This window comes from Streptomyces laurentii, assembly GCF_040635425.1.
GTDB lineage: Bacteria > Actinomycetota > Actinomycetes > Streptomycetales > Streptomycetaceae > Streptomyces > Streptomyces laurentii.
In genome coordinates this window covers 146720-161576 of the sequence record NZ_JBEYHT010000011.1, presented here as the reverse complement: position 1 = coordinate 161576, position 14857 = coordinate 146720, and the positions used below count along the sequence as shown (strand labels likewise).

General features: G+C 71.2%; 13 protein-coding genes. 11 read left to right on the top strand and 2 right to left on the bottom strand.

The genetic code is table 11. The features are described 5' to 3' along the window. Positions 1-182 precede the first annotated feature (182 nt). The 8 genes from ruvC (at position 183) to ABZ693_RS10330 (ending at position 9551) form a co-directional block, all read left to right on the top strand. Positions 183-740, top strand: a complete 558-nt coding sequence (gene ruvC / locus ABZ693_RS10365) for a crossover junction endodeoxyribonuclease RuvC (protein WP_359875368.1) — start codon at positions 183-185, stop codon at positions 738-740. Continuing rightward, positions 737-1366, top strand: a complete 630-nt coding sequence (gene ruvA / locus ABZ693_RS10360) for a Holliday junction branch migration protein RuvA (protein ID WP_359875367.1) — start codon at positions 737-739, stop codon at positions 1364-1366. Before ruvC ends, ruvA begins: the two co-directional genes overlap by 4 nt. A 44-nt stretch (positions 1367-1410) precedes the next feature. Then, complete coding sequence (ruvB, locus tag ABZ693_RS10355; protein ID WP_359875366.1) at positions 1411-2499, top strand: Holliday junction branch migration DNA helicase RuvB; 1089 nt, start codon at positions 1411-1413, stop codon at positions 2497-2499. 180 nt (positions 2500-2679) lie between these two features. Continuing rightward, positions 2680-3123 carry a preprotein translocase subunit YajC gene (gene yajC / locus ABZ693_RS10350; RefSeq protein WP_359875380.1) on the top strand — a complete coding sequence of 148 codons (444 nt, stop codon included), beginning with the start codon at positions 2680-2682 and terminating at the stop codon, positions 3121-3123. Between the two features lie 148 nt (positions 3124-3271). After that, positions 3272-5098, top strand: a complete 1827-nt coding sequence (gene secD / locus ABZ693_RS10345) for a protein translocase subunit SecD (RefSeq protein ID WP_359875365.1) — start codon at positions 3272-3274, stop codon at positions 5096-5098. Position 5099: 1 nt separating this feature from the next. Next, positions 5100-6179, top strand: coding sequence for a protein translocase subunit SecF (gene secF / locus ABZ693_RS10340; protein WP_359875364.1), 1080 nt, complete (start codon positions 5100-5102; stop codon positions 6177-6179). Beyond that, positions 6176-6727 (top strand): adenine phosphoribosyltransferase, encoded by a 552-nt coding sequence (locus ABZ693_RS10335; protein WP_359875362.1) that lies wholly within the window; start codon positions 6176-6178, stop codon positions 6725-6727. The genes secF and ABZ693_RS10335 overlap by 4 nt, the downstream gene beginning before the upstream one ends. 307 nt (positions 6728-7034) lie before the next feature. Next, complete coding sequence (locus ABZ693_RS10330) at positions 7035-9551, top strand: RelA/SpoT family protein (protein ID WP_359875360.1); 2517 nt, start codon at positions 7035-7037, stop codon at positions 9549-9551. Positions 9552-9650: 99 nt separating this feature from the next. Here the strand turns inward: ABZ693_RS10330 and ABZ693_RS10325 are convergent, their stop codons facing one another. Both ABZ693_RS10325 and ABZ693_RS10320 read right to left on the bottom strand, forming a co-directional pair. Then, a complete protein-coding gene (locus tag ABZ693_RS10325; protein WP_359875359.1) occupies positions 9651-10880 on the bottom strand; it encodes a DUF349 domain-containing protein in 1230 nt (409 codons plus the stop codon). Between the two features lie 222 nt (positions 10881-11102). Beyond that, the gene (locus ABZ693_RS10320) at positions 11103-11900 is read right to left on the bottom strand and encodes a peptidylprolyl isomerase (RefSeq protein ID WP_359875358.1); all 798 of its coding nucleotides are present in this window, start codon (positions 11898-11900) and stop codon (positions 11103-11105) included. 155 nt (positions 11901-12055) lie between these two features. Between ABZ693_RS10320 and ABZ693_RS10315 the strand changes: the two genes are divergently transcribed. From ABZ693_RS10315 to ABZ693_RS10305, 3 genes are all read left to right on the top strand, one after another. After that, positions 12056-12766 carry an MBL fold metallo-hydrolase gene (locus ABZ693_RS10315; RefSeq protein WP_359875357.1) on the top strand — a complete coding sequence of 237 codons (711 nt, stop codon included), beginning with the start codon at positions 12056-12058 and terminating at the stop codon, positions 12764-12766. An 11-nt stretch (positions 12767-12777) separates the two neighbouring features. Next, positions 12778-14040 carry a histidine--tRNA ligase gene (gene hisS / locus ABZ693_RS10310; RefSeq protein WP_359875356.1) on the top strand — a complete coding sequence of 421 codons (1263 nt, stop codon included), beginning with the start codon at positions 12778-12780 and terminating at the stop codon, positions 14038-14040. Between the two features lie 174 nt (positions 14041-14214). Continuing rightward, complete coding sequence (locus tag ABZ693_RS10305; RefSeq protein WP_359875355.1) at positions 14215-14841, top strand: vitamin K epoxide reductase family protein; 627 nt, start codon at positions 14215-14217, stop codon at positions 14839-14841. The last annotated feature ends 16 nt before the right edge of the window (positions 14842-14857 follow it).

Sequence of the window (14857 nt, the reverse complement as noted above, 5' to 3'; positions counted from 1 at the left end):
GGACTTGGCTAGGGTTTTCCAGACCTCCGCGCTCGACCCGCACTGGACCTGAGGGCGGTAACCGCCGCTGCGGGCCGCCGGGACACACCCCGTCGGCCCGCTGCTTTGTCCCGCGTTGTCAGTGGCAGCGGATAGCCTGCACAAACAGACTTGCGATCGACTGAAGATCAGGGAGGGGCGGCGTGCGCGTCCTCGGGGTTGACCCGGGTCTGACCCGGTGCGGTGTCGGTGTCGTCGAAGGCGTCGCCGGACGTCCGCTGACCATGCTCGGCGTCGGGGTGGTCCGGACCCCCGCGGACGCCGACATCGGTCCGCGACTCGTCGGCATCGAGCGCGGCATCGAGGAGTGGATCGACCGCTACGAGCCCGAACTGGTCGCCGTGGAGCGGGTGTTCAGCCAGCACAACGTACGTACGGTGATGGGCACCGCCCAGGCCAGCGCCGTCGCCATGCTGTGCGCGAGCCGCCGCGGACTGCCGGTCGCCCTGCACACCCCGAGCGAGGTCAAGGCCGCCGTCACCGGCAGCGGACGCGCCGACAAGGCCCAGGTCGGCGCCATGGTCACCCGGCTGCTCCGGCTCTCCGCCCCGCCCAAGCCCGCCGACGCGGCCGACGCCCTCGCCCTCGCCATCTGCCACATCTGGCGCGCCCCCGCCCAGAACCGTCTCCAGCAGGCCGTGGCGCAGAACCGTCTCCAGCAGGCCGCTGCCCTGCACGCCTCGAAAGGCCGCACGTCATGATCGCCTTCGTCAGCGGCCCGGTGGCCGCCCTCGCCCCCACGACCGCCGTCGTCGAGGTGGGGGGCGTCGGCATGGCCGTCCAGTGCACCCCGAACACGATCGCGGCCCTCCGCGTCGGCGAGCCCGCCCGCCTCGCCACCTCCCTCGTGGTCCGCGAGGACTCGCTGACCCTGTACGGCTTCGCGGACGACGACGAGCGCCAGGTCTTCGAGCTGCTCCAGACCGCCAGCGGCGTCGGCCCCCGCCTCGCCCAGGCCATGCTCGGCGTGCACAGCCCCGACGCCTTGCGCCTCGCCGTCTCCACCGGCGACGAGAAGGCGCTCACCGCCGTCCCCGGCATCGGCAAGAAGGGCGCCCAGAAGCTTCTGCTCGAACTGAAGGACAAGCTCGGCGCGCCGCTCGGCAGCAGCGGCCTGGTCGGCCAGCGGCGCGCGGCCGCCGGCCCCGCGCCCTGGACCGAGCAGCTCTCCGCCGCGCTCGTCGGCCTCGGCTACGCGAGCCGGGAGGCCGAGGAGGCCGTCGCCGCCGTCACCCCGCAGGCCGAGGCCGCGCTCGCCGAGACCGGCTCCGCGCCCGTGCCGCAGCTGCTGCGCGCCGCCCTCCAGACCCTCAACCGCGCCCGCTGACCCGGCCGCCCCTTCCCCGTACGAGCGAAAAGGCAACCACCACCGTGAACTGGGACGACGAGACGGCAACGGCCGAGGAGCGGATCGTCGACGCCTCCGCCGAGGGCGACGACCAGGCCGTCGAGGCGGCGCTGCGCCCCAAGGACCTCGCCGAGTTCGTCGGCCAGGAGAAGGTCCGCCAGCAGCTCGACCTCGTCCTCAAAGCGGCCCGCCAGCGCGGCGCCACCGCCGACCACGTGCTGCTCTCCGGCGCCCCCGGCCTGGGCAAGACCACCCTCTCCATGATCATCGCGGCGGAGATGAACGCCCCGATCCGGATCACCAGCGGCCCCGCCATCCAGCACGCGGGCGACCTCGCCGCGATCCTGTCCTCCCTCCAGGAGGGCGAGATCCTCTTCCTCGACGAGATCCACCGGATGTCCCGGCCCGCCGAGGAGATGCTCTACATGGCGATGGAGGACTTCCGCGTCGACGTCATCGTCGGCAAGGGCCCCGGCGCCACCGCCATCCCGCTGGACCTGCCGCCGTTCACCCTGGTCGGCGCCACCACCCGGGCCGGCCTGCTGCCGCCGCCGCTGCGCGACCGCTTCGGCTTCACCGCCCACATGGAGTTCTACGAGCCGCACGAGCTGGAGCGGGTGGTGTGCCGCTCCGCCGGACTCCTCGACGTCGCCATCGACCCGGCCGGCGCCGCCGAGATCGCCGGCCGCTCCCGCGGCACCCCCCGTATCTCCAACCGGCTGCTGCGCCGGGTGCGCGACTACGCCCAGGTCAGGGCGGACGGAGCGATCACCCGTGAGATCGCCGCCGCGGCCCTCGGGGTGTACGAGGTCGACAGCCGCGGCCTCGACCGCCTCGACCGCGCCGTCCTCACGTCCCTGCTCAAGCTCTTCGGCGGCGGCCCGGTCGGTCTGTCCACCCTCGCGGTCGCGGTGGGGGAGGAGCGCGAGACCGTCGAGGAGGTCGCCGAGCCCTTCCTCGTACGGGAGGGACTGCTGGCGCGCACGCCCCGTGGCCGGGTCGCCACTCCGGCGGCCTGGGACCACCTCGGAATGGTCCCGCCGCAGGCCGCGGGACCCGGCTCCACCACCGGGAATGGGGGAACCGGACAACCGGGGCTCTTCGGGGCGTGACGGCGCGGAGACTCGCCCGTTCGGGAACCGGGGTGCGATGCTGGGCGTTGTTCCATCGATGCGGACTCGCCTAGACTCCGCCGATGCCGCCCTTATGGTCGGCGCACCCACCCCCGAATCAGGCCGACGGACTTTTCCCCGGCCTTGCGAAGGAAATTCCGTCCCGTGAATAACATCGGCATGCTCCTCCCGTTCATCGTGCTCATCGGGGCCATGTTCCTCATGACCCGCTCTGCCAAGAAGAAGCAGGCGCAGGCGGCGGAGATGCGCAACCAGATGCAGCCCGGCACCGGCGTACGCACGATCGGGGGGATGTACGCCACGGTCAAGGAGATCAACGACGAGACCGTCCTCCTGGAGGTCGCTCCCGGCGTCCACGCGGTCTACGCGAAGAACTCGATCGGCGCCGTCCTCGACGACGCGGAGTACAACCGCATCGTGCACGGTGACGAGCCCGACACGGTCGTCCCCGACGATGTGTCCTCGCTGACCGAGGCCGCCCAGGACGCCGAGGAGACCTCCACGGAGGCCGCGGTCGAGCCCAAGGCCGACCTGACCAAGAAGACCGGCGCTGCCGAGGGCGACAAGGACGGCAAGGCGGACGGCGAGACCGAGGCCAAGTAAGTTCCACGCACGGGAGCCGCGTCCGCCCCGCCGGGGCGTGCGCGGCTTCCGCGGCGGTCTCACGTCTGCGGGGCGGTTGCCCCTCACATACTTCGTGGCCGTCCCCGGCCCAGCGGCGCGGGGCGGTTCGGACAGGGAGAAACGACAGGTGGCAGCACCGAAGAAGGGCCGAAGGCCGGCGGGGGGCCAGAGCCGGCCGGGCCGCGCCCTGGCACTCATTCTGATCGCCATGGTCGCGTTGACCGGCGGGATGTTCTGGTCGGGGCACACCAAGCCGCGCCTGGGCATCGACCTCGCCGGCGGTACGTCGATCACGCTCAAGGCGAAGGCGGAGCCCGGACAGGAGTCCGCCGTCAACGAGTCCAACATGAACACGGCGGTCGGCATCATCGAGCGCCGTGTCAACGGGCTGGGTGTCTCGGAGGCCGAGGTCCAGACGCAGGGCCGCGAGAACATCATCGTCAACATCCCCAAGGGGACGAACGAGAAGCAGGCCCGCGAGCAGGTCGGTACCACCGCCCAGCTGTACTTCCGGCCGGTCCTGACCGTCGCCGCCGCCCAGCCGCCCGTCGCGGACCCGAGCGCCAAGCCGAACGGCACGGCCTCGCCGAAGCCCTCCGCTTCCGGCAAGCCCGCGCAGGGAGACAAGGGCGACAAGGACAAAGCCGGCCAGGGAGCCAAGGCCGGCAACGGAGAGGCGGACGGGAAGTCCGCCACTCCGACCGCCACCGCCACTCCGCAGGGCCGCGCCGTCACCGAGGGCCTGAAGGCCCCGAGCCCGACGGCCACCGCCAGCACCTCCCCGTCGGCCCCGGCGAAGGCGGCCACCCCGCCGGCCCCGGAGCAGACCCCCGACCCGGCCACCGCCGCGCTCCAGCAGAAGTTCGCGGCGCTGAACTGCCTCGACCCGAAGCAGCGCGCGGCCGTCGGCCAGGGCGTCAAGCCGACCGAGCCCGCCGTCGCCTGTGGCGAGAACGGCGGCATGTGGGAGAAGTACCTCCTCGGCCCCGCCGAGGTCGACGGCAAGGACGTCGACAAGGCCCGCGCCTCGCTCGACCCGCAGACCGGTCAGTGGATCGTGGACATGACGTTCACGGACGGCGGCTCGAAGAAGTTCCAGAAGATCACCAGCAAGCTCTCGCAGCAGGCCGAGCCGCAGAACCAGTTCGCGATCGTCCTCGACGGCGACGTCGTCTCGGCGCCCCGCGTCCAGACCACGCTCAGCGCCAACGCGCAGATCTCCGGCAGCTTCACCCAGCAGAGCGCCCAGGACCTCGGCAACATCCTGTCGTACGGTGCCCTGCCGCTCTCCTTCGTGACCCAGAGCGTGGACACCGTCACCGCCGCCCTCGGCAGCGACCAGCTGCAGGCCGGTCTCATCGCCGGTGCCATCGGTCTCGCCCTGGTCGTCCTCTACCTGGTGATCTACTACCGCGGCCTGTCGTTCATCGCGCTCCTCAGCCTCGGTGTCTCGGCCCTGCTCACCTACGTGCTCATGGCCCTGCTCGGCCCGGCCATCGGCTTCGCGCTGAACCTGCCGGCCGTCTGTGGCGCCATCGTCGCCATCGGTATCACCGCCGACTCGTTCATCGTCTACTTCGAACGCATCCGCGACGAGATCCGTGAGGGCCGCTCGCTGCGCCCAGCCGTCGAGCGCGCCTGGCCGCGGGCCCGGCGTACGGTCCTGGTCTCCGACTTCGTGTCGTTCCTCGCCGCCGCGGTGCTGTTCATCGTCACCGTCGGCAAGGTCCAGGGCTTCGCGTTCACGCTCGGCCTGACCACCCTCCTCGACATCGTCGTGGTCTTCCTCTTCACCAAGCCGGTGATGACGCTGCTGGCCCGTACGAAGTTCTTCGGCAACGGCCACAAGCTGTCCGGCCTCGACCCGAAGAGCCTCGGCGCCAAGCCGCCGCTGCGCCGCACCCGCCGTACGTCCGCCCCTGCCGCCGGCACTGTCGAACCGAAGGAGGCGTGAGATGTCGAAGCTCGGAGATCTCGGCGCCCGGCTCCACCGAGGTGAGGTCGGCTACGACTTCATCGGCAACCGCAGGATCTGGTACGGCCTGTCGATCCTGATCACCATCACGGCGATCGTCGCCCTCGCGGTGCGCGGGCTGAACATGGGCATCGAGTTCCAGGGCGGTGCTGTCTTCACCACCCCGAAGACCGCCGTCTCGGTCGAGCAGGCCACCGAGTACGCGGAGGAGGCGTCCGGTCACGACGCCATCGTCCAGAAGCTCGGCAACGGCTCGCTGCGCATCCAGGTCGGCGGCCTCGACACCGGCAAGTCCGACCAGGTGCGCGCGCAGCTGGCCGAGGACCTCAAGGTCGAGGAGCCGAAGATCGCGGCCGAGCTGGTCGGCCCCAGCTGGGGTGAGCAGATCGCCAACAAGGCCTGGACCGGCCTCGGGGTCTTCATGATCCTCGTGGTGATCTACCTCGCCATCGCGTTCGAATGGCGGATGGCCGTCGCGGCGCTCGTCGCGCTCATCCACGACCTCACGATCACGGTCGGCATCTACTCGTTGGTCGGCTTCGAGGTCACGGTCGGTACGGTCATCGGTCTGCTGACGATCCTCGGTTACTCGCTCTACGACACGGTCGTCGTCTTCGACTCCCTCAAGGAGCAGACGAAGGGCATCACCAAGCAGACCCGCTGGACCTACAGCGACATCGCCAACCGCTCGATCAACGGCACCCTGGTCCGTTCGATCAACACCACGGTGGTGGCCCTGCTCCCGGTCGCCGGCCTGCTCTTCATCGGTGGCGGCGTCCTCGGCGCCGGCATGCTGAACGACATCTCGCTGTCGCTGTTCGTCGGCCTCGCCGCCGGCGCGTACTCCTCGATCTTCATCGCCACGCCGCTCGTCGCCGACCTCAAGGAGCGCGAGCCGGCCATGCGGGCCCTGAGGAAGCGCGTCCTGGCCAAGCGGTCCGCCGCGGCCACCCGGGGCGACGAGCAGGACGTGGACGGCGCGTACGACGACATGGCGGCCGAGCCCGCCGTCGTCGGCCAGCGTTCGCGCCGCGGCCGGTCCTCGGAGCGCCGCGGATGAGCACCGAGACCCAGAGCACCAGCGACCTGCTCCTCAGCCGGATCAGGGACGTCCCCGACTATCCGAAGCCGGGTGTGATGTTCAAGGACATCACCCCGCTGCTCGCGGACCCGGAGGCGTTCACCATCCTCACGGACACCCTCGCCGGGCTGTGCGCCGTGGCCGGGGCCACGAAGATCGTCGGCCTGGAGGCCCGCGGCTTCATCCTGGCCGCCCCCGTCGCCGTCCGCGCCGGTCTGGGCTTCATCCCGGTCCGCAAGGCCGGGAAGCTGCCCGGGGCAACCCTGAGCCAGGCCTACGAGCTGGAGTACGGCACCGCCGAGATCGAGGTGCACGCCGAGGACCTGGCCGCGGGCGACCGCGTCATGGTCATCGACGACGTCCTCGCCACCGGCGGCACCGCCGAGGCGTCCATCGAGCTCATCCGGCGTGCCGGGGCCGAGGTCGCCGGCGTCGCCGTCCTCATGGAGCTGGGCTTCCTGCCCGGCCGGGCCCGCCTGGAGTCCGCCCTCGGCGGCGCTCCGCTCACGGCGCTGATCACCGTCTGACGAGCGGCCCGCAGGACGAAAGGGGCGGCCCGGGGAATTCCCCGGGCCGCCCCCGTCGTTTTCCCCACAGACCCGCCAGGGTCCCCGGACGACGCCGGACGACGCCGGACGACGCCGGACGACATCGGACGACTGTGGACGGCCGCCCAGGGCGCCGCGGCGGGCGGTCGCCGCCCGTCCCGCTCCGGGCCCGCCCCGGCCACGCGAGCACCGCGTCTCCCAGGTCGATACGATGGCCTTTCCGGGCCAGACCGGGGATCCGGAACCTCCCCCAGACTCCGTCCGGGGGACCCTCAGAGGAGCGCCGTTGCCAGACGAGGCCCAGTCATTCTCCGCCGAGCAGCCCGACCCGCAGGCCCAGCAGGCCGCGCCGGGGGCTGCCGCGCCACGGAACGAGCCTGCGGAGAACCGGCCCCGATCCGCGGCACCCGCGCCCGCCTCCGCCGCCCGGCCCGCGTCGGCGACGCCCGCCAGGACCGAACCGGCCCGCACCGAGCCCGCCCGCCCGGCGCACACTCCGGGCCGCTCGGGCGGCTCCTCCAGCCGCGTCCGCGCCCGCCTCGCCCGCCTGGGCGTCCAGCGCTCCTCCCCGTACAACCCGGTCCTCGAACCGCTGCTGCGGATCGTCCGCTCCAACGACCCGAAGATCGAGACGGCGACGCTGCGCCAGATCGAGCGCGCCTACCAGGTCGCCGAGCGCTGGCACCGCGGCCAGAAGCGCAAGAGCGGTGACCCGTACATCACCCACCCGCTCGCCGTCACCACCATCCTCGCGGAGCTGGGCATGGACCCGGCGACCCTGATGGCGGGGCTCCTGCACGACACCGTCGAGGACACCGAGTACGGCCTGGACGACCTGCGCCGCGACTTCGGCGACCAGGTCGCCCTGCTCGTCGACGGCGTCACCAAGCTCGACAAGGTCAAGTTCGGCGAGGCCGCGCAGGCCGAGACCGTCCGCAAGATGGTCGTCGCCATGGCCAAGGACCCCCGGGTCCTGGTCATCAAGCTCGCCGACCGCCTGCACAACATGCGCACCATGCGCTACCTCAAGAGGGAGAAGCAGGAGAAGAAGGCCCGCGAGACCCTCGAGATCTACGCCCCGCTGGCGCACCGGCTGGGCATGAACACCATCAAGTGGGAGCTGGAGGACCTCGCCTTCGCGATCCTCTACCCCAAGATGTACGACGAGATCGTCCGCCTCGTCGCCGAGCGCGCCCCCAAGCGCGACGAGTACCTGGCCGTCGTGACCGACGAGGTGCAGGCCGACCTGCGGGCCGCCCGGATCAAGGCCACCGTCACCGGCCGCCCCAAGCACTACTACAGCGTCTACCAGAAGATGATCGTCCGCGGCCGGGACTTCGCGGAGATCTACGACCTGGTCGGCATCCGTGTCCTCGTGGACACCGTCCGCGACTGCTACGCGGCCCTCGGCACCGTCCACGCGCGCTGGAACCCGGTCCCCGGCCGGTTCAAGGACTACATCGCGATGCCGAAGTTCAACATGTACCAGTCGCTGCACACGACGGTCATCGGACCCAGCGGCAAGCCGGTCGAACTCCAGATCCGTACGTTCGACATGCACCGCCGCGCCGAGTACGGCATCGCCGCGCACTGGAAGTACAAGCAGGAGGCCGTCGCCGGCGCCTCCAAGGTGCGCACCGACGTGCCGAAGAAGGCCAGCAAGGACGATCACGTCAACGACATGGCGTGGTTGCGCCAGCTGCTGGACTGGCAGAAGGAGACCGAGGACCCCTCGGAGTTCCTGGAGTCGCTGCGCTTCGACCTGTCCCGCAACGAGGTGTTCGTCTTCACCCCGAAGGGCGACGTCATAGCGCTGCCCGCGGGCGCCACCCCGGTCGACTTCGCGTACGCCGTCCATACCGAGGTCGGCCACCGCACGATAGGCGCCCGCGTCAACGGCCGGCTCGTGCCGCTGGAGTCCACCCTCGACAACGGCGACCTGGTCGAGGTCTTCACCTCCAAGGCGGCCGGCGCCGGACCGTCCCGGGACTGGCTCGGCTTCGTCAAGTCGCCGCGCGCCCGCAACAAGATCCGCGCCTGGTTCTCCAAGGAGCGCCGCGACGAGGCCATCGAGCAGGGCAAGGACGCCATCGCGCGGGCCATGCGCAAGCAGAACCTGCCGATCCAGCGCATCCTCACCGGCGACTCGCTGGTCACCCTCGCCCACGAGCTGCGCTACAGCGACATCTCCTCGCTGTACGCGGCGATCGGCGAGGGCCATGTCACGGCCCAGTCCATCGTCCAGAAGCTGGTCCAGGCCCTCGGCGGCGAGGAGGCCGCGACCGAGGACATCGCCGAGACCGTCCCGCCCGCCCGCGGCCGCGCCAAGCGGCGCTCCAGCGCCGACCCGGGCGTCGTGGTCAAGGGCGTCGACGACGTGTGGGTGAAGCTGGCCCGCTGCTGCACCCCGGTGCCGGGCGACCCGATCATCGGCTTCGTCACCCGCGGCAGCGGCGTCTCCGTGCACCGCAGCGACTGCGTCAACGTGGACTCGCTGTCCCGGGAGCCCGAGCGGATTCTGGAGGTCGAGTGGGCGCCCACCCAGTCCTCGGTCTTCCTGGTCGCCATCCAGGTCGAGGCCCTGGACCGGTCCCGGCTCCTGTCGGACGTCACCCGCGTCCTGTCCGACCAGCACGTCAACATCCTGTCGGCGGCCGTCCAGACCTCCCGCGACCGGGTGGCCACCTCGCGCTTCACCTTCGAGATGGGCGACCCCAAGCACCTGGGCCACGTCCTGAAGGCGGTACGGAGTGTGGAGGGCGTGTACGACGTCTACCGCGTGACCAGCGCCCGCAGGCCGTAGCCCCACCTGGCCGGCCACCGCGCCGAGCCGTACGCGATACGAGGAAGGGCCCCCGGCACGCGCCGGGGGCCCTTCCTCGTACGACCGGGAGAGGCGGGATCAGCCGCCGAACTCCTGCAGGCCCTTCAGCGCCTGGTCGAGCAGGGCCTGGCGGCCCTCCAGCTCCTTGGAGAGCTTGTCGGCCTTGGCGTCGTTGCCCGCCGCCCGGGCCGCGTCGATCTGCCCGCGCAGCTTGTCGACCGCGTCCTGGAGCTGACCCGTCAGGCCCGCGGCACGCGCCCGGGCCTCCGGGTTGGTGCGACGCCACTCGGCCTCCTCGGCCTCCTGGATCGCGCGCTCCACGGCGTGCATCCGGCCCTCGATGCGGGGACGGGCGTCACGCGGGACGTGGCCGATGGCCTCCCAGCGCTCGTTGACGGCACGGAACGCGGCCCGGGCCGCCTTCAGGTCCGTCACCGGAACCAGCTTCTCCGCCTCGACGGCCAGCTCCTCCTTCAGCTTGAGGTTCTCGCCGAACTCGGCGTCGCGCTCGGCGAACACCTCGCCACGGGCCGCGAAGAACACGTCCTGGGCGCCGCGGAAGCGGTTCCACAGGTCGTCCTCGTGCTCGCGCTGGGCCCGGCCCGCCGTCTTCCACTCCGCCATCAGCTCGCGGTAGCGGGCCGCCGTGCCGCCCCAGTCCGTCGAGTTCGCCAGCGACTCGGCCTCGGCGACCAGCCGCTCCTTGGCCTTGCGGGCGTCCTCGCGCTGCGCGTCCAGCGCGGCGAAGTGGGCCTTGCGGCGCTTGCTGAACGCCGAGCGGGCGTGCGAGAAGCGGTGCCACAGCTCGTCGTCGGACTTCCGGTCGAGCCGCGGCAGGCCCTTCCAGGTGTCCACGAGCGCCCGCAGCCGCTCGCCGGCCGACCGCCACTGCTCGCTCTGCGCCAGCTCCTCGGCCTCGGCGACCAGGGCCTCCTTGGCGACACGCGCCTCGTCGGCCTGCTTCGCCTTCTCGGCCTTGCGCTCCTCGCGGCGCGATTCCACCGTCCGGTCCAGCTGGTCGAGCCGGGCCGCCAGCGCCGCCAGGTCGCCCACCGCGTGGTGCTCCCGGACCTGCGTGCGGATGTGTTCGATGGCCGTCGTGGCGTCCTTGGCCGAGAGGTCGGTGGTCTTCACTCGCTTCTCGAGGAGGCCGATCTCGACCACCAGGCCCTCGTACTTGCGCTCGAAGTAGGCCAGCGCCTCCTCGGGGCTGCCGGCCTGCCACGATCCGACGACCTGCTCGCCCTCGGCCGTCCGCACGTACACGGTGCCCGTCTCGTCGACGCGGCCCCACGGGTCGCTGCTCACAGCGCCTCCTCACCATGATGCCGTCACGGGGGACCCGCCCCCTGGCATCGTCCACGGATTCCCGGCGGGTCTCGCCCGCCCTCCACAGCCCGGCCGACGGCCGGCACTGCACAACGCCAATCTAGGCGAACGGCGGCCCGGCTGTCCGCACTCAGCGCGACCGAAATTCCACGGTCGCGCGCGGGTACGGTCCCCGGGCCGCCCTCGCCCCGCCCGGCGGGCCTACTTCTTGGAGACGGTGGCCTTCTCGATCGTGACCGCCGTCTGCGGCGCCCCGTCCTGCGCGCCGCCCTGCACGCCGGCCTTCGCCACGGCCTCGACGGCCTTGACGCCGGCGGCGTCGAAGGTGCCGAACGGCGTGTAGTTCGGCGGCAGCCGGGTGTCCTTGTAGACGAGGAAGAACTGGCTGCCACCCGTGCCCGGACCCGCGTTCGCCATCGCCACGGTGCCCTTCGGGAAGGTGACCGTGCCGTCCTCCTTCGCCTTGCCGAGGCCCGTCAGGTTCTCGTCCGGGATCGCGTAGCCGGGACCGCCGGTGCCGTCGCCCTTCGGGTCGCCGCACTGCAGCACGTAGATGCCCGAGGTCGTCAGCCGGTGGCACTTCGTCCCGTCGAAGTACTTCTTGTCGGCGAGGTACTTGAAGGAGTTCACGGTGTGCGGGGCCTTCGCCGCGTCCATCGTGACCGTGATGTCGCCGGCGCTGGTCTTCAGCGCCATGGCGTACGTGGCCTTCTTGTCGATCGACATCGCCGGCTCGGGCTGCTTGGGCTCGGCGGACTCGCTCTTCCGCGGGTCCGGCGTGGCCGACGCGCCGGCCGCCGCGCTGTCGGAGGCCGGGGAGTCGTCACCGGACAGGGCCACCGAGGCCCAGACGGCGCCGCCGGCGGCGAGCACCACCGCGAGCGCGGAGGCGATGACGGTGTTCCGTCGTGCCTTGTGCCGTGCCTCCACACGCCGCTGCTGCTGTCGCAGGTACTTCTCCCTGGCGAGCTGCCGCCGCCGCTGATCGCTGCTGACCACCGGTTCCGCTCCTTCGTCGATCGCCAGTCCAGTCCTGGCCGGGTGTGCCCGTACCGTATACGGGTTGGCTGTGGAACAGGCACCGCCGGTAAACTCTGATCCGCTGCTTGTCACACGGCCGCACCCACCCACCGGACGAGACCAGAAGGACGATCGTGCTGATTGCCGGGTTCCCCGCCGGGGCCTGGGGCACCAACTGTTACGTGGTCGCCCCCGCCGCAGGCGAGGAGTGCGTCATCGTCGACCCGGGCCACCAGGCCGCCCAGGGAGTCGAGGAGACGCTGAGAAAACATCGGCTCAAGCCCGTCGCGGTGGTCCTCACCCATGGACACATCGACCACGTCGCCTCCGTCGTCCCGGTCTGCGGCGCCCATGACGTACCCGCGTGGATCCACCCCGCCGACCGGTACATGATGAGCGACCCGGAGAAGGCCCTCGGCCGCTCCATCGGGATGCCCCTCATGGGCGAGCTGACCGTGGGCGAGCCCGACGACGTGCACGAGCTCACCGACGGGGCCGCGCTGAAGCTCGCGGGCCTCGACTTCTCCGTCGCGCACGCGCCCGGGCATACCAAGGGGTCGGTGACCTTCAGGACCCCGGAGACCACGGAGATCCCCTCCGTCCTCTTCTCCGGAGACCTGCTCTTCGCCGGCTCCATCGGACGCACCGACCTGCCCGGCGGTGACATGGACGAGATGCTCGAATCGCTGACCCGCGTGGTCCTGCCGCTCGACGACTCGACCGTGGTGCTGTCGGGGCACGGTCCCCAGACGACCATCGGCCAGGAGCGCGCCACCAACCCGTACGTACGGCAGGTGGCCTTCGGCCTCGGGAGCGCGAACCAGGCTCCCCGACGAGGAATGTGACGAGAATCCACGTGAGCACCTTCAAGGCCCCCAAGGGCACGTACGACCTGCTGCCGTCGAACTCCGCGACCTATCTGGCGGTGCGCGACGCCATCGCCGCGCCGCTGCGGACCTCCGGCTACGGCTACGTCGAGACCCCCGGCTTCGAGGACGTGAACCTCTTCGCCCGCGGTGTCGGCGAGTCCACCGACATCGTCACCAAGGAGATGTACACCCTCACCACGAAGGGCGGCGACGAGCTCGCCCTGCGTCCCGAGGGCACCGCCTCCGTGCTGCGCGCGGCCCTGGAGGCCAACCTGCACAAGCAGGGCAACCTCCCGGTCAAGCTCTGGTACTCGGGCTCGTACTACCGCTACGAGCGCCCGCAGAAGGGCCGCTACCGCCACTTCTCGCAGGTCGGTGCCGAGGCCATCGGCGCCGAGGACCCGGCGCTCGACGCCGAGCTGATCATCCTGGCCGACCAGGCCTACCGCTCGCTCGGTCTGCGCGACTTCCGCATCCTGCTGAACTCGCTCGGCGACAAGGAGTGCCGCCCCGTCTACCGCGAGGCCCTGCAGACCTTCCTGCGCGGTCTCGACCTGGACGAGGACACTCTGCGCCGCGCCGAGATCAACCCGCTGCGCGTCCTCGACGACAAGCGCGAGTCCGTGCAGAACCAGCTCACCGACGCCCCGCTGCTGCGCGACTACCTGTGCGACGCGTGCAAGGCGTACCACGAGGAGGTGCGCGCGCTGATCACCGCGGCGGGCGTGGTCTTCGAGGACGACCCGAAGCTGGTGCGCGGCCTCGACTACTACACCCGGACCACCTTCGAGTTCGTCCACGACGGTCTCGGCTCGCAGTCCGCGGTCGGCGGCGGCGGCCGCTACGACGGTCTGTCCGAGATGATCGGCGGCCCCGCGCTGCCGTCCGTCGGCTGGGCGCTCGGCGTGGACCGTACGGTCCTGGCCCTGGAGGCCGAGGGCATCACCCTCGACCTGCCGGCCGCCACCAGCGTCTTCGCCGTCGCGCTCGGCGAGGAGGCCCGCCGGGTGCTGTTCGGCAAGATCACCGAGCTGCGCCGGGCCGGTGTCGCCGCGGACTTCTCCTTCGGCGGCAAGGGCCTCAAGGGCGCCATGAAGGACGCCAACCGCTCCGGCGCCCGCTTTGCGCTGGTCGCCGGCGAGCGCGACCTCGCCGAGGGCATGGTCCAGCTCAAGGACATGGAGTCCGGCGAGCAGCAGGCCGTCGCCCTCGACGAGCTGGTGGACGCGGTGAAGGCGAAGCTCGCCTGATCCGCCGCGTACGAGGGTCCCATCGGACCCTTGTGGCAGGGGTCCGGAGCCGCGATCATCGCGGACCGGGCCCCTGCCCGTATCCATGGGCGTGGCACCCTGTGCCGGGGGAGAGACGACAGGTTCCGGCCTCGCCGGGGCCCATCGGTTGACCGAGGAAGAACTGGTGGCGACATGACGAACACAGCGGCCGCGCACGATACCGCCCAAGGGGAGGGCTCCCGTACGCGCGGCGCCGGCCGGGGCTTCGCCTGGCTTCTGGTGATCACCGCCGCCGCGGGACTGCTGGCGTCCTGGGTGATCACGATCGACAAGTACAAGCTCCTGGAGGACCCCGACTTCGTCCCCGGGTGCAGCCTCAACCCGGTCGTCTCCTGCGGCAGCGTGATGCAGAGCGAGCAGGCGTCGGTGTTCGGCTTCCCGAACCCGATGGCCGGCCTCGTCGCGTACGGCGTGGTGATCGCCATCGGCGTCGGCGTCCTCGCGGGCGCCCGTTACCGCCGCTGGTACTGGCTCGGCCTCAACGCCGGCATGTTCCTCGGCGTCGTCTTCTGCACCTGGCTCATGATCCAGGCGCTGTACGAGATCAACGCCCTGTGCCTGTGGTGCGTGCTCGCCTGGATCGCCACCCTCGTCATGTTCTGGTACACGACCTCGTACAACATCCGCAACGGCGTGATCCCCGCCCCCGGCGCCCTGCGCTCCTTCTTCGACGAGTTCACCTGGGTCCTGCCGGCCTTGCACATAGGGGTCATCGGCATGCTGATCCTGACCCGCTGGTGGGACTTCTGGACCAGCTGAGTCCGGCCGGCCGGGC

What these genes read in the sequence shown, in the direction of transcription:
- ruvA (WP_359875367.1), top strand. Translation starts at nt 737, where the DNA reads ATGATCGCCTTCGTCAGCGGCCCGGTGGCCGCCCTCGCCCCCACGACC.
- yajC (WP_359875380.1), top strand. Translation starts at nt 2,680, where the DNA reads ATGCTCCTCCCGTTCATCGTGCTCATCGGGGCCATGTTCCTCATGACC.
- secF (WP_359875364.1), top strand. Translation starts at nt 5,100, where the DNA reads ATGTCGAAGCTCGGAGATCTCGGCGCCCGGCTCCACCGAGGTGAGGTC.
- ABZ693_RS10335 (WP_359875362.1), top strand. Translation starts at nt 6,176, where the DNA reads ATGAGCACCGAGACCCAGAGCACCAGCGACCTGCTCCTCAGCCGGATC.
- ABZ693_RS10305 (WP_359875355.1), top strand. Translation starts at nt 14,215, where the DNA reads ATGACGAACACAGCGGCCGCGCACGATACCGCCCAAGGGGAGGGCTCC.